The organism is Natronocalculus amylovorans, assembly GCF_023638035.1.
GTDB classification, from domain to species: Archaea; Halobacteriota; Halobacteria; order Halobacteriales; family Haloferacaceae; genus Natronocalculus; species Natronocalculus amylovorans.
Window position 1 is genome coordinate 9,141 of record NZ_JAKRVX010000004.1, and the last position, 16,922, is coordinate 26,062.

7 protein-coding genes are annotated in these 16,922 nt (G+C 50.6%); 6 read left to right on the plus strand and 1 reads right to left on the minus strand.

The annotated features are described in order from the left end of the window. Nucleotides 1-117: 117 nt before the first annotated feature. The 6 genes from AArcSt2_RS10810 to AArcSt2_RS10835 all read left to right on the plus strand — a co-directional run bounded on the left by AArcSt2_RS10810 (nt 118) and on the right by AArcSt2_RS10835 (nt 16,122). A complete protein-coding gene (locus AArcSt2_RS10810; protein ID WP_250584536.1) occupies nt 118-11,133 on the plus strand; it encodes a right-handed parallel beta-helix repeat-containing protein in 11,016 nt (3,671 codons plus the stop codon). 372 nt (nt 11,134-11,505) lie between these two features. Next, nucleotides 11,506-11,727 carry a HalOD1 output domain-containing protein gene (locus tag AArcSt2_RS10815; protein WP_250584538.1) on the plus strand — a complete coding sequence of 74 codons (222 nt, stop codon included), beginning with the start codon at nt 11,506-11,508 and terminating at the stop codon, nt 11,725-11,727. A 159-nt stretch (nt 11,728-11,886) separates the two neighbouring features. Then, nucleotides 11,887-12,378, plus strand: coding sequence for an MOSC domain-containing protein (locus tag AArcSt2_RS10820; RefSeq protein WP_250584540.1), 492 nt, complete (start codon nt 11,887-11,889; stop codon nt 12,376-12,378). Then, nucleotides 12,375-12,638, plus strand: coding sequence for a hypothetical protein (locus AArcSt2_RS10825; RefSeq protein ID WP_250584542.1), 264 nt, complete (start codon nt 12,375-12,377; stop codon nt 12,636-12,638). Before AArcSt2_RS10820 ends, AArcSt2_RS10825 begins: the two co-directional genes overlap by 4 nt. Nucleotides 12,639-12,765: 127 nt before the next feature. Next, complete coding sequence (locus AArcSt2_RS10830; RefSeq protein ID WP_250584544.1) at nt 12,766-14,409, plus strand: helix-turn-helix domain-containing protein; 1,644 nt, start codon at nt 12,766-12,768, stop codon at nt 14,407-14,409. A 9-nt stretch (nt 14,410-14,418) separates the two neighbouring features. Further along, entirely contained in the window at nt 14,419-16,122 is a 1,704-nt protein-coding gene (locus AArcSt2_RS10835; RefSeq protein ID WP_250584546.1) for a sensor histidine kinase, read from the plus strand. Nucleotides 16,123-16,217: 95 nt separating this feature from the next. On the opposite strand, the gene AArcSt2_RS10840 is transcribed toward AArcSt2_RS10835, so the two are convergent. Then, entirely contained in the window at nt 16,218-16,841 is a 624-nt protein-coding gene (locus AArcSt2_RS10840; RefSeq protein ID WP_250584548.1) for a hypothetical protein, read from the minus strand. Nucleotides 16,842-16,922: the final 81 nt, after the last annotated feature.

Below are 16,922 nucleotides of genomic sequence, written 5' to 3' on the forward strand. Positions count from 1 at the left end.
TAGAGTCTAGTGTAGCGGCGGTAGAGACATTGTACCGGTTCACGGGCTACAGTTTGTTCACCACGTGAACAGCGTTCAGGGGTCGATACTAAATACCGGTGAGGTACATCTCTCTTAATGAATCAAGAAAAACGAATTTCAGGTTTATTTGATGTTTTTACAACACATTCTATTCCGTTATTGCTCCGGCGTCCGAAACGTAGTACGGTCGAAACAAAACAGCTGTTTGCGATCGTGTTCTCTATTTTACTCCTTGGATCGGGGATGTTCCCGTTTGTTATGGTTGGAGACGCTCGTGCACAGAGCAGTTCTTGTGACTTTGTTGTTCCAACCCACAGCTCGATACAGGATCGGCTTACTGCTGCAAGTCCTGGCGATACGGTTTGTGTCGATAGTGGTTTTTATAGTGGCGAACTTGTGATTGATACGCCGGGGGTGACTCTCCAATCAAGCAGTACCCAGTCGCAGCCGGTGCTCTCCGGAAGTGCAAGTGGCACTGCAATCACTATTGACGGGGCTGATAACGTCACTGTTCGTGGATTTGAGATTCGTGGGTATGATACCGCATTCTCGGTTGAATCCAGCCCAAATGCGACGCTTGTATCGAACAGCATTCTCGAGAACAGTTGGGCGATTCGGGATCGAGATACACCATCCCACGATCTAACTATTACTGATAATTTCATCCAAGATAATTCAATCAGAGCGATTTCAATCGAAGGGAGCGATCGGACACAAATTATCGGTAACCACATAGCGGAGAATTCAGGCTCTGCATCCGGACAGGGATATGCGATCTACATTCGGGGTGGATCTGGTGGTGCTGGCGTCGTTATTGAGGAAAATACAATCACCGCACATGATATTGGAATCTCTATCTGGACACCGGATGCGGTAATTCGTGACAATACGATTACTGACCACTCAAATACGGCAATCAATCTTCGAACAGGGCTGTCCGGGCAAAATGGACATGATGCACTAATCGAAGGCAATAGTTTGGATAATGACGGGACAAACATTGCAGCACGATCTATCCGAAACCCCGAGATTCGTAACAATACGCTCTTTGGTAGTGGAACAGACATCGACTTTGAATTTGTACGTGACGCAATCATCACTGACAACGAAATGATAACCGGAGTGATGATTGATGGCAGCTCGCGGTCCCACTTTGATCATGAGATTACCGGTAATACGATCGGTGGTGCACCGCTTGTGTATCTCAATGGTGAAACTGCACCGACGATCCCATCAACTGCAGGCCAAATCATTGTATATGATTCAACCGATGTTACAATCACTGAGCTTACTATTGATAGCCTTGCGGTCGGGATTCAGGTTGCATACAGCTCCGACGTAACGATCTCGAACAACACGATTGCACAGACGGCAGGCCCTGCGATCCTGCTTCGAGACGCTTCGGGTGCGACTATTGAACATAATATTGTAACCCACCCACTTCGTAGCGCAGGGAGCTCCGACGCAGCAATCAGTGTTAGTGGCTCACCTGGGGCGACCATTGCACATAATGAGGTCTCAGACAGTGAGGGCCGATCGATCGCGGTTACTGGCTCAGCAAATGCAGAGATACACAGCAATACACTCGTTGATAATTATGACGGCGCGTTCATTTCTAATTCGGACAGTGCTACTGTTTCAGACAACGTAATCACTGGCACACATCACGGTGGTGGGTCTGTTGGCAACTTCCGATCTGCAATCCTCGTAACTGGAAGTGAAGGGATCCGATTTGAACGAAACCACATCTATGACAACGCTGGAAATGGGATCCACGATAACCGTGGACAGGGTTCGCAAAATGCGGTGATGAGAGATAATATCATCACTGGAAACGGGAATGATGGATTCTACTGGGGCAATAGCCGCGGTGCAACATTTAGCAATAATACCGTTTCAGATAACGATCGCCGTGGAATCTTTGGCCCGACTCAAGCAACAGTGACCGATAATACGGTCACAAACAATGGCGGTGCAGGTATTGACGTCTCTCACGACGCACACGTCAGCCACAACGAGGTGGAGAACAACGGGGGCCACGGAGTGGAGGCGAACGCTCGTTCCGTTGTCCAAGATAACCGTATTACCAACAACGGAGGAAGTGGTATCTTCTTCCGATATTTTGACGGGCAAATCGTTCGAAACAATACGGTGGGTGGTCACCAAGTAGATCTTGTTATTTTTGAGACCGAGGAAGTCACCGTCGTTGATAATACGTTTGAGACTGGTGTCCAATTGCTCTCAAGCTCAAATCCATACACTACGCTTGAAGAAGATTTGACAACGCACTCATTTAGTGGGAATACGGTTGCTGGAAAAGACCTGTACTACGTCGATGGTGAAACAGCTCCAACAATACCTGCTGATATCGGACAGCTCATCATCGTCAATGCAACCAATGTCGTTGTTAGTGACCTCTCGTTTGACGGTGTCACCGCACCGATTCAGATCGCATTTAGCGAGGTCACAGTTACAAACAATACAATTACGAATAGTGCAGGCTCGGCAATCCAACGAGGAGGGTCACTTACGCTTTGGGCTTCAGACGATGCGGTTGTTTCGGCAAATACAGTCACTGAAAGCGCAGCGACTTCGATTCGGATCGTCGAGAGCGATCGAGTTGAACTCACCAACAACACAATTATAGACAGCGATCGGGGCGGGATTCTATTTGAAGGGGCGACAAACGCATCGATCGTTGATACACTGATCCGTGGAACAACATTCCGCGGGATTGATGCAGAGCGCAGCCATGGGGCCTCCCTCGAACATGTAACGGTAAGAGATACCGGCAATGATGGTGTATATTTCACCTCATCAGACGGTGTGACCGTCCAAGATAGCACAATCGAACGAAATTCTGGACATGGATTATATCTAAGCGGGTCGGATGTTACAGTCGAGCAAAATACGATCGCCGCAAACGAAGGCCACGGTATTGCGACTGGAACTGTCCCGACGATTACCATCGCTGAGAATACGATTACTGACAACGATGATACTGGGATCAGTGTCGGAGGAACAAGTGCGACTGGCGTAACCGTTACCGAAAACGAAGTTCACAGAAACGATATTGGGCTGCGTGTAACCAATGACGCACATGTAACGAATAATTCGATCACTGGCCATTCGAGCAGTGCAATTCAGATCTCTTTTAATCCCGACGACATTGTGATCACGAATAACGAACTGTCCAACAATGGCGTTGGAATTGAGTACGAGCGTGCAACATGGAGTAGCAGTGAGCCAGTCACTGCCACGAACAACTGGTGGGGTGCAGAAAGTGGCCCAAGTGGTGGTGTCACTGACCCGGCCACAGGTGTAATCGCAACTGGCGATGGAGACATTGTTGATCAAAATGTTCGATTCGATCCGTGGCTCACAACAAGCCAACCTGACGATGAGACAGACAGCTCGTTCTTTGCGGTTGCAATCACAACAACAAACTCACCTGTTATTCCCGGTGCAGACCTCACTGTTTCGGTCACTGTGACCAATACCGGTGCGGAGGATGGTACCCAGACAATCTATCTGGAAGATATTTCTGGTACTGTTGTTGACTCTAGAAGTGTTTCTCTATCTGCCGCAGAATCCGTCGATGAAACGCTTACCTGGTCCACCGATGAGAGTACCGAGACGGAAGGGGATATTACTGTCCGAAGTGATAACGATGAAGCAACACAGCGGGTTCGACTCGCTGCGATCGGAGCAGAAACCGAGATTGCTGCGTGTACGGTTATCACAACACCAGGAGAGTACACCCTTACAGGCGATCTTTCTGGAAGTCAAACATGCATCCAGATCGCAGCCAGCGACGTGACGCTTGATGGGATGGGGCATACAATTCAAGGCCATGATCTCGTATCAGGAACACAGTATGGAATTCACGTATACAATCCGGATGAACGAGTAACAAACGTCACCGTCACTAATCTGACGGTTGATGGGTGGACATTTGGTGTCCGTCTCCAAGATACCGACGAAAGTACCGTTTCGAATGTGACTGCCCAACACAGTGGCTCCGGCGTGTCGTTGCTACGTGCACATGCGAACGAATTTGTAAATATCAGTGCACGTGAGAACCGATATCGCGGGATTTTGATCAGTGGGAGTACGCAGAATACGTTCACAGAGATTGCTGTCGTTGACAATGAAATAGACTCCTCATGGCTGACTGCGAGAGGGACTGTCTATTTGAGCGGCTCAAGTAACAATGTGTTTGACCAGCTCACTGCCACAAGAGGCGGTGTTGGTGTTCGCGTGCTTTCTGGAACTGGAAATTCGTTTACAAACATCACAACAACCGATACACGGTTCCATGGTATTGAAATCCACAGCCACAACCACGAGTTCGAAAACGTTGCAGTCACCGGGAGCGGGTGGGAGGGAATCCGCGTTGCAGAGGCGAACAACAACCAGTTCCGGAACGTAAATACAAGCTACAATGATGGGTCAGGAATCCGCCTTGCTGGGAGTACACGAGGATCCCCTGCTAGCTCCGGCAACACGCTCCTGAATATTACCGCGATCGGCAACGATCCTTCCGGTGTTGCTCTGAGTGTTGCAAATAATAACGAGCTACATAATCTAACACTCGATTCCAACGTAGGCATTAGCCTTGACCTTTCGAGCCGAGCGCAAGGGAATGTTATTGATAATGTTACGATTGTTGATGGTGGAAGTTCGGCGGTCCAGTTTGGTCCTGATAGTGTTGCAAATACGGTGCGTAATAGTACTGTCACAGATACAAACGGTGTCGTGCTTTCGTTTAGAGCAAGCGTCTCCGGTGAAAATACAGGTAACATCGTCTCAGATATGACGGTGTCTAACAGCGGTACTGCGTTCGTTTCCTCTTGGGGGGCAACCAGTAATACCGTTACCAGAATGACGTACGATGATGTCACGGTTTCGTTTCGTGCACAAGACGTTGCGATTATGGGTACCGACAGTCTAAATGAGCTTCCAGCGTCGGTTGAACCGATCGGTGCATACCTTGATATTATCGCGGGACCGCAGTCACCTGTTGACACCTACGACCCGCGAGTCGAGTATCTCCAATTCTACTACGAAGATGCTGACAGCAGCGGTCTCAATGAGGACTCATTGCGTGTCTGGCGGTTAAATGAGACGTGGAACAGTCCGTCAGCAGAGTCATACTCATCAGGTGTGAACACGACTGCAAACTACGTCTATGCCGAAAATATCACTGGATTCTCGACATTTGGTGTGTTCGGCGAGCAACTCGCCGCGGAGTTAGAGATACAAAGTGCGTCCGTTAATACGACTGAGACGGCTTCGGGTTCGGACATACTTGTTAGTGCAACCGTTGAGAATGTTGGGCCAGAAGCAGGTGAACTCACAGTTCCACTGTCGATCAATGGAACGATCGCTGACACCCAAACGGTCACACTTGATCCGTCTGAGACGGAGGTGATTACGTTTACGCACACATTGACAGACCCAGGAACCTACAGCGTAGCGATTGGCAACACTGAAGCAGGAACCGTCACGGTTCTCGAACAGGCAGATATCATCCTCTACAGAGGGTCAGTTGATTCGGTCGTAACCCCTGATGAGGAGGTAACGGTTACTGGTGACCTCTACAACCGCGGTGGCGTTAGCGGTGAATACACTGTCTTGCTCAACATCTCGGGCGAAACAGTTGCAGACACAACAGTCACTGTTGAACCGGGAATCGATCGCGGTGCTGTTTCACTCGAGTGGACGCCAACGATCGAGGACTTAGCCGGCGAGGACCGTATTGAGGTAGACGTCTACTTGAATGACTTCTTTGTCAAGACAGTTGCTGTCGAGAATCAGTACTCAGACATTAATGTGATTGCGGCATCGGTTTCCGAAGTTGAGGTTGTTCACGGTGAAGAGCCGTACGTGATCGGATCGATCTACCAAGCAGGAACGATCGACGGTCCGGAAGTGATCAAACTCAATGCAACAGACGAGTCGGGGAACACAGAGACGATCGGCCAGCAGGAAGTAACGCTCTCACCGGCATTCTATCACCTTGGCGCAATCAACATCACGGCAACGTTTGACGGTCCAGGAACGTATGAACTCACCCTTGGTGATCGTAGTGCAGGCACGATCGAGGTGCTTGAAGCAGTCTCGGATATCCAAGTGATTGCAGCGTCTCGATCGACAGACGAAGTGATTGAAAATGAGGAGTTCTACGTGATTGGGTCGATCTACCAAGCCGGCACGATCGATGGGCCACAGAATACCACCCTGAATGCGACGCCGGTTGGTGGCGGAGAGACGATTGAGTTAGGGGTCGATGCGGACCGGACGCTTGCCCCAGGATTCTACCATCTTGGTGCAATCAATCTGACCGCAACGATCGACACACCAGGAACGTATGAGCTGACACTTGGCGATCGAGATGCAGGCACGATTGAGGTGATTGCAGCGAGTTCAGACATTCAAGTGATTGCAGCATCTCGATCGACAGATGAAGTGCTCGAAAATGAGGAATTCTACGTGGTTGGCTCGATCTATCAAGCAGGTAATATCGATGGGCCGCAAGACACCATCCTGACTGCAACACCAATTGACGGCGGTGAATCGATCGAACTTGGTGTTGATGAGGAACGGACGCTTTCTCCTGGGTTCTACCATCTTGGTGCGATCAACATGACCGCGACGATCGACACGCCAGGTACGTATGAGCTGACACTTGGGGATCGCAGTGCAGGCACGATCGAGGTGATTGAAGCCGTGTCGGATATTCAGGTAATTGCCGCCTCTCGATCGACAGATGAGGCGCTTGAAAATGAGCCGTTCTACGTCATTGGCTCGATCTACCAAGCAGGCAACATCGATGGGCCGCAAGACATCTCGTTGACTGCAACCCCAACAGACGGTGGGGATCCGATCGAGATTGCGGTTGACGAAGATCGAACGCTTTCTCCGGGGTTCTACCATCTTGGTGCGATCAACCTGACTGCAACGATTGACACACCAGGAACGTACGATATCGAACTTGGTGGGCGAGATGCGGGGACGATCGAGGTGATCGAAGCCGTTTCAGACATTCAAGTGATTGCAGCGTCGGCGTCCGAAGATACCATTGTCGAAGGTGACTCCTTCCACACGATCGGGTCGATCTATCAGGCAGGGACGATCGACGGTCCACAAGATATCTCGTTGACTGCAACCCCAACAGACGGTGGCAGTCCGATCGAGCTTGGTACTGATAAAGATCGAATGCTTTCACCAGGATTCTATCATCTCGGTGCGATCAATATGACCGCGACGATAGACGAACCAGGGACGTATGAAATCACACTTGGCGATCGAAGCGCTGGTGAAATTGTCGTTGAAGCGGCAGTCTCAGATATCCAAGTAATCTCTGGGTCCGTCTCTGAGATGAGTCTCACTGTTGGTGAAGAGTTCTACACCGTTGGGTCGATCTACCAGGCTGGCAACATTGATGGGCCACAGGATATTACACTGACTGCGACGCCGACTGATGGCGGTGAGACGATCGAGCTTGCGACTGCAGAAGCAGTGCTTTCGCCTGGATTCTACCATCTCGGTGCGCTCAATATTTCTGCGACGATCGACGAGCCGGGACAGTATGAACTCACCCTTGGCGATCGGGTGGTCGGAACGGTCGGTGTCGATGAATCACCGTCAGATATCCAAGTGATTGCAGCATCGTTGTCTGAGATTGAGAAAATCGAAGGCGAAGACGCGTATGTCGTTGGGAGCATCTATCAAAATGGGACTGCAAACGGTGGTGAGCCACTCTCCGAGGAGATTACACTCCGAGCAACCCCAACAGACGGTGGCGAAACGATCGAGCTTGGTAGCCAGACGGTTTCGCTCTCGCCTGGGTTCTACCACCTCGGTGCGCTCAACATCAGTTTCACCATTGACGAACCCGGGACATATGACCTCACATTAGGTGAACAAGATGCAGGGACGATCGAAGTGATTGAAGCAGTTTCAGACATTCGAGTGATTGCGGCATCGGCGTCTGAAGACACTATTGTCGAAGGCGACTCCTTCCACACGATCGGGTCACTCTATCAGGGAGGGACGATCGACGGCCCAGAAGATATTGCCCTGACTGCAACCCCAACAGACGGCGGTGACCCAATTGAGATCGGTCTTGATGAGGGCCGAACGCTCACCCCCGGATTTTATCACCTCGGCGCGGTCAACCTGACCGCGACGATCGACACACCAGGAACGTACGATATCGAACTCGGTGGCCGAAATGCTGGGACGATCGAGGTACTGGAGGCTGTTTCGGATATTCAAGTGATTGCTGCATCCGCATCTGAAGATACCATTGTCGAAGGAGAATCCTTCTACACAATCGGGTCACTCTATCAGGCAGGCACGGTCGGCGGTCCAGAAGATATTGCTCTGACGGCAACTCCAACAGACGGTGGTGACCCAATTGAGATTGGTCTTGCTGAAGATCGGACGCTTGCGCCGGGATTCTACCATCTTGGTGCAGTCAATCTGACCGCAACACTTGAGACGCCGGGAACGTACGAGATTCGCCTTGGCGGTCGAGATGCAGGCACGGTCGAAGTGCTGGCAGCGGTCTCAGACATTCAGGTTATTGCTGCATCCGCATCTGAGGACACGATCGTGCAAGGAGAGTCGTTCTACACGATCGGATCGATCTACCAAGCAGGCACAATTAGCGGCCCAGAAGATATCGCCTTGACTGCAACCCCAACAGATGGTGGCGAGCCGATCGAACTTGGTTTGGATGACGGTCGGACGCTTTCTCCAGGGTTCTATCACCTTGGTGCAATTAATATGACTGCGACGATCGACGAACCTGGAACGTACGATATCGCACTGGGTGGCCGGGCTGCGGGGACAGTTGAAGTGCTGGCAGCAGCCTCCGACATCCGCGTGATCGCTGCCTCACCATCGGTGACAACGACGAGTGTTGGTTCGGAGTTCTACGTTATTGGATCACTCTACCAAGCAGGAACGATCGACGGCCCAGAGGACATCTCACTGACGGCAACCCCAACAGATGGTGGCAGTCCGATTGAGTTGGGCGTACAAGACGGAGTGACGCTCTCGCCGGGGTTCTATCATCTCGGTGCGATCAACATGACTGCGACGTTTGATTCGGCTGGAAGCTATGATCTATCGCTTGGCGATCGCAGTGCAGGCACTGTTACCGTCGAACCACCTGTTGTCGAACCACAAATAACCAATATCGATGGCTACTCGAGTGAATTTGATCCGGACCGTGACGTGGAAGTCGTCTACACGAATGAAGACACGCTCGTTTCGATCATGATCGACTCCGATCTTGCGATCGATCATGCCACCGTGCGCATTAGCTCGTTGCAGACATCGTATGTTACCTCGGTGGATGCGACACATCAGGGCGGCGATTACTGGGACGCAACAATCCCAGTTGACTCAATTCTCGATGACGGGTTGTACGAACTCACAGTCGTTGCTGCAGACGTACTGGGAACTGGTGGTATGAAAGATGCAGCGCAACTTCTCGCGATCGATCGCGATCAGCCATCACTGTCGGTCAGTATTACTGACGTTGACAGCAACGACGCAACAGTCATTGTCGAAAGCAGTGAGCCACTCTCTGGAACACCAACTGTCGAAGCGACTGTCTTTGTTGATGGATCTCAAGAGAGCGCGGATCTGGTGATGGATACAAGCGTTACACACGGAACAACGTTCACTGGAACGCTCTCATTCGATGAGAGTGGAGAGTACAACGTCTCTGCGACCGGAGTCGATCGAGCAGGAAACGAAGCAACAGATACTGCATCCGTCACGATCAACACGGCGTTTAAGCTCAGTGCAGGCGAGATTACCCTCACTAATAGCGGGACACAGATTATCTTCGATGTGAAAGATGACGCCGATAACGCCATCAAAAGCCAAGAGCTGTTCCTGGCACTCTCTGAGAATACGGTTAATCCACATCTCGACGGTGGACACACAGGTGTTGGGTTTGTTTCTGGAGAGCTTGATGGACTGTTCGATACGCTGATTGACGATGGTATTGTTGAAGGAATAACCCTCTCTGTCGCGGTTGATGATGCCGCGTTACCAACCGGAAGCGCGATTGAAGATGTCGAGATGCAGTACTTCGATACGGAGACAACCGCATGGAGTTCGGTTGAGTCAACATTCCAACAGGTCGGTGGCACAACGCATGTTGTCGCAGATGTGCCTGGATTCTCAACATACGGACTTGTTGTACCGGACACAAAGCCTCCAACGCTGACGCATGTTTCACCAACAGATGGAGACACACTCGATTCAGATCTCTCGGAGGCAACCGTCCGCTTCGAGTACGAGGATGATCTTTCGGGCGTGAACTCGAGTTCGATCGACCTCAAAATCAATGGTGTCTCAGTTGGAGGCGATGCAGATGGAGCAACACAGATCAACTCTGAAGCAGCCACTCACACGCTCTCGGTGACTGCAGGTGAGTCCTACACTGCAACGCTCACGATCGAAGACAAGGCGGGTAATGCTGCAGAGTACGAGACGAGCTTCACTGTCGAAAGCGCTGACGACGATTCGGAGTCAGACACACGTCCGCCGTCACGGCCATCCGCATCGATCGATCTCAGCCACATTGAGCTCTCGACAAGTAAAGCAACGGTTGGCGAGCCAGTGAATATCGCTGGAACGCTCGAAAATACCGGCCGTACAAGCGGTACCTACACCGCAACGCTCTCAGTAGATGGTACTTCGATCGGGACGCAAACGGTCACAGTACCTGCAAGAGACACTGTCTCGGTAAGCTTTACTCACCAGTTCGATACCGTTGGTGAGTACACGCTTGATATTGATGGACAAGTGGTGACGATCACCGTCTTTGAGCAGGAACAGACAACCGGTGATCATGCCGATAGCGACGATGACGCTACCAACACTGAGGTTGACCCATCAACAGACGATCGAGGCGAATCAGAGACAGACGAGACGAATACATCACAGCCGGTTGATGAGCCAGGAGGAGTTGCTGGACCGGATGCGGTGGAGACTGATTCAGTTATTCCTGGCTTCGGAATCACGATCGTATTGGTCACGATCGTACTGAGTGCGCTTCTCCTTGGTCGCCGGCGCCAGTAACCGCTCAGGTCCAATGATCGGGAGAGTCACGTCACCCGATCGATCATTATTATCCAGTACTAATCGTCAAAATATTCTTTGCTACACAGTCCCAATGTGTGTGTTGTTGAATAGTAGCTGACAATAATCCGGATACCACACTCACACAACAGCGATACCGTCAAAAAGCCCTGCGTTGCACATACTGTCTCGTAATAGCTGGTGTTTCGAGACCCTCCTGTCCATAGTGTGGTGTTTCCCTAATTGAGCACACAATGAATACTCCCCGTTCAGATGCACCTGTTGTCGTATCGTCCAGCGGCTGTGTCACCGTTGAGCCGATCGCTCTCAGCCCGTTATCCATCAAATGTGCAATAAAACGGGGTGTCTCCGATGTGTAAACTCACTCCAGATCTCCTCGGCTCCGCGATTGCTTCCCGGGTTGCGCGTATTGAGGGAATCGATAATATCGAATCCTCCGAACTACCGCCCGTTCAAGAGGCAATTGATTTGGATACACTCGCAAATGCGGTCAGGCATGAGAGTGTTACTGTCGCATTTGAATACTACGGGTACCAAATAGTTGTGTCAAAGGAAGCGATCGAAGTGCTCTAACGCGGCGTGCACGACGGTAGTTTCGAGGTTCCGAACGGGGAAATTACGTTCAATCTGTCTCATCCTCAAAATATATCTTTGGTCTACGCATCGACCGAACTGGTTGTGTTGTGGACATATCACCCAAACAGCTAACTCGTCTTTGAGTAACAAACCAGTATGCAACAGGGTATGGTGACTGGAGTGTATATCGCACCAGATAGTGGCGACCCAATGGAACCGAAAAGCGAAGTCGAAGCGGTTGCAAACCGCGGGCTTCGTGGCGATCGATACTTTGATAACAATGGCTTGTGGAATCTTCTGGATCAAGATCCAGACCGTGATATCAAAGGTGCAAGCGACGTGACCTTTATTGAGACAGAAGCGATTGCTGCGGCAACAGACGCTATTAACACAACAATTGAACCGGGGGCGCATCGAAGAAACATCACAACCGAAGGCGTTGCGCTCAACCATCTCGTTGGTGAACGCTTCACTGTTGGTGAAGTGGTTTGTGAAGGAATTGAACTGTGTGAACCATGCGGATATATGCAGTCACTGATTGGTGAGTCAGAGCTGAGTGAGGCACTTGTCCACCGTGGCGGGCTTAATGCGACGATCGTTACAGCAGGTATCATTGCAGTTGATGATGTGATTCGGTGGGACGTATGATCCGCCTTGATCTCGGTGATGGACTCTCCGTCTCGATCGAAGATGGAGGTGAGAAACCGTTTCAGTACACCATTTCCCTGCATGGTGGGCACGTAATTAGCTATCAGACAAGTGCAGATGTACGCAAACCTGCTGGTCGTGTTGGAGTCCGAAACATGGTCTGTCGACACGTTACTGACCGCTCGAAGGCCAACGTTGAGGAGCAAATCCAGAAAGAAGCCTCAAAACAGGCGTCTGCGATCGAGACGATTTGTAAATAGACAAATACCTATGTGTATTGGTGTTTGTTATTTATGATATGAAGAATAGTAGGAAGTAATGAATATTGGATATCCATTCTCCTGTAGAATACACGCTCCCTTTGGGCGATCTGTGGAGGCATAGCTGGTGTCGTTGAATCCATCGCGTATACCAGCAATGGCGGCGATCAAGGAGCCGATTTCACTGCTCTTGATTGATGATGACGAGCGGTGGCTCTGGGTAACCGAGCAGCTGTTGTCTGAGCAACACGACTTGTTTGTAATTGAGACTGCTACAGGGTTTCACAGCGGACAACGGAAAATCGAGGCGATCGATCCGGACTGTGTTGTCTGTGATTATCAACTTGGGGATGGAACTGGACTTCAGTTGCTTACGTGGGTTCGAGAACGCGACCGAACACAGCCATTTGTGCTGATTACTGGCCGTGGAAGCGAAGACGTTGCAAGCGACGCGATCAGCAAGGGGGTCACAGAATACCTCTCGAAATCGGAGAACAACAACTGCGAATTGCTTGCAAGATATGTACTGAACGCAGTCACGCAGCACCGAACAGAGCATGCACTGCAACAAGAGCAACGTACGAATAATCAGATTCTCGAACTTGTTACCGCAACAACCGATCACGAAGCAATCCTGCAACAGTTGTGTCAACTACTGGTTGATGAGTATGATTATCGGTGCGTATGGATCGGTCGGTTTGGTTCGGAGGTTCACATTCATCCACAGGCGGCTGCTGGTGACACTCGGTATCTAGATCTGCTTCTTGATACTACTGGCACCCCGCGTGTTGATGATGATCCTGTGTTGTTGGCGCTTAGCTATGGTGAACAGACCGCTGTGTCAGACATCCACAGCGCGACAAACGCAATTAACTCATCGATCGCAGAGGGAGCAGATGGTAGCATAGACCGTTCATGGACGTCGTTAGCAACGCAGTGTGGAATCTCGTCGGCTGTCGGCGTGCCGATCGAACGAGATGGTGTCTGTATCGGTGTTCTCGGTGTGTATTCTGAGGAGACGGCAGGTGTGAGTGACGCACAAAAACAACTGCTTGTTGCACAAGCAAATATCGTGGGCTACCTCTCGCGCGTCAGTGGGTGGAAACAGTCGCTGCTCTCAAACGAGATGGTTCGGGTTGATATTACAATCAAAGACGACCGTGTTCCGTTGCTTGCAGCAGCAGCGAGCCTCCCAAACACTCCCCGTCTTGAGGTACAGTCGGTCAACATACGTGAGAATGGACGGCGGATCTATCTTGTGACAACTTCTGATCCCGTTGACTGGTCTCAACTCTCACAGACAGCTGTTGAACTTATTGCCGTCTCGACACAGCCTCCAGTAACGGCCACAATCGCAACAGAAACTCTGATTCCCGAAGAGGTTGCTGTTGATAATGGTGCCACGTTCGATCGAAGCGTCATCGAGAACAATTCGATGGTACTCTCGATACGAATTCCCAATGGTGAGAAACTGTCGCCGATCGTCGATGCATTGCGATCGAAGTTTGGAAGCGTAAGCGTGTCGCGAAAATGGCGAGATAATATAATGAGTATCGCTGCCACCGGCCAAAACCCAATCGAGACACTCACTGATCGACAGCGCGAAGTGCTACAACATGCGTACTATGGTGGCTACTTCAACTTTCCACGGGGGATCTCTGCAACTGAGATTGCAGAACAACTTGGTGTTTCACAACCAACCGTCTCACAGCACCTCCAAGCAGCAGAGAAAAAAGTGTTTTCAAGCCTCTTTGCAGAGAGATACGAGTGAGTGCGACGAATGGACCACACTGCACTCATCTTCTCCAGTTTTGAAGCGGCATTCGCGATTGTAACGATTATCATTGTACAGATATCGTGGCGCTATCGCGATCGAGTAACTGGATTTCCGTTGTTAGTGACGGCGGTGAGTGCAGCCGCATATGCGATTGCGAGTTTTATCATGCCATTTGTGTCCGATCCGCTCACGTGGCATTTGGTGAACAATATCCGATATCCGCTTGGTGCACTGATTGCAACGGGCTCGTTCTTTATTGCGGTTGAGTTCACGCAGAACGAACAGTACAAACATCCGATTGTAATTGGTATCTTTGGATTTCTCGTGTTATTGGATGCGACAGTTGCACTCACTGATCCGATACATCGGCTGATGATTGCAGATCAGTTCGTCACTGAGACTGGAATTTACGCGGCCGTTCTTGGGCCGTTGTTTTGGGTACACGTTATTGTTGGACTTGGAATCGGCTCAGTAAGCATTAGCATATTATTGTCAAACCTCCGGGAGGCACGAGGTGTCTATCGAACACAGAATGTCGTGCTGGTTGTTGCCCTCGGTATCTTAGCGATCTTTTTTGCCGTCCAATCAGTTGCGGCAATCAACGATCGATTCGATCTTGCAACGGTTGGCATCGTTGGATACTGTAGTCTCATCCTGTGGGGCCTGTTTAGAGCAGACCTGCTCAAGACGGTCCCCGTTTCAAGAGAGACACTATTAAAAAGCATGGATGATCCCGTTATCGCACTCAACGAGAATGATGTTGTGGTTGATCTAAATGCGGCTGCGATCGAGTTATTTTCCGTCGATGACACTGCAATCGGGAGTGATGTGGAGGCGGTGTTCGCTGAGTATCCTGCACTCAAAACACGGGTTGGCAGAGTGGAGCTTGAAGCAGAGACACGAGATGAAATTACCCTCTCACGCAACGGCGTCACACAGTATTACGATCTATTGGTCTCACCGATCGTGTCCCGAGATACAACCAGTCCGACCGTTAATGGGACGCTTGGTCGGATTGTCGTGCTTCGGGACATCACCGACCGAAAGCAGTACGAAACCCGAATTGAAACTCATAACCGAACGCTCGAACGGCTGGCAAATGTGATCTCTCATGATCTTCGCAGCCCGATGGCGACTGCTCAAAACCTCGTTACGATACTGAAACTGAATATTGATGAGCCAAACGAATCAGCCGAACGATCGCTTTCGGAGTTAGAGGCGTTAATTGGTGATATTGAAGCCTTTGCAAGCCATCTTCCTGCGCTCGCTCGCGAAAGTACCTACGTTGAGCATCCAACGGAGTTTGAGCTTGCCCCAATCGCAGCTGCTGCGTGGCGGGCGGTTGATACTGATGGCCTGTCGCTACTGGTTGCTGATGAGATCACGCTTTCCGGTGATCCACGGCGACTCAGACAGGTGCTACAGAACCTGTTTCAAAATACGGCCCAACACGCACGACCAACCGCAACCACAGTGACGATCGGACACCTAGCCGATCGGGATGGGTTCTTTATCGAGGATGACGGCCCTGGAATTGGGGCTGCACAAGACAACGAGATATTCGATTATGGGATGAGCACCGGTGATGGCACCGGTATCGGATTAGCAATTGTGCGAACGATCGTCGAAGCACACAGTTGGCGTATCTCCGTAACGCATAGCGATCGGGGTGGCGCACGGTTTGAGATCGATACGAATCCAACCTGAGTGTGTCAATTTTCGCTCCGAGATCGCTTGAGGGATCGATCGTCGGTGAACCGTTTACGGATTTAAAAAGGACTGTATACGGGTTGCATATCTCGCTACCAGTGGCCAACCCAATAGTTTGCTGTAAGAACCGCACCGCCGAGCCAAATTAAATGGTCATTGCTATTCGTCAGATCGATATTGAGTGCCTCGTTCTGTGCACTTCCTACAACACGTATCTTTGCATTCTTCGCAGCGTCATCATGAAACCAAAACCCAAATCTTAAAGGTAGTGTCCAATCGTAAAGTTCATCGCCATTGTCATCGGTGACTGTTGCCTCCATTACATATCCTCCAAGATTCACGCACGCAAGTGTCAGGTTCATCCGATTAGGATCAATCGACCCGTATCGTTTGGACTGATCGTCGGAGACAAAGAGGAGAAAATCGTAGATTCTATGATTGTAATCGTTAACATCGAACCAGCCTCGGAAGCGCATATTGTGGGCGTCAATCCAATCTGGCTCTCCGGCCCCAGTCGATCCAGCAAGGTCACTCCCACCAGTGGGCTCTTCAAGATCCTCCAAAGACTCAATTCTGATCTCCCCAGCCTCTGGAGACTCATCTGAAGCGTCTGGTTCACCTGATGCGGGTGCACCGATACAACCTGCAATGGCCGCACTAGTCAGTGTTGCGCCAGTTGCGAGAAATGCACGTCGAGAGTGCCACGGTTTATTCATGATGTACAGAATAGCTAGGTAACGGATAAGTCAGATACCTATACATCATGGTAGTAGGGGCTTTCTTCGAGGAGCGGTCGA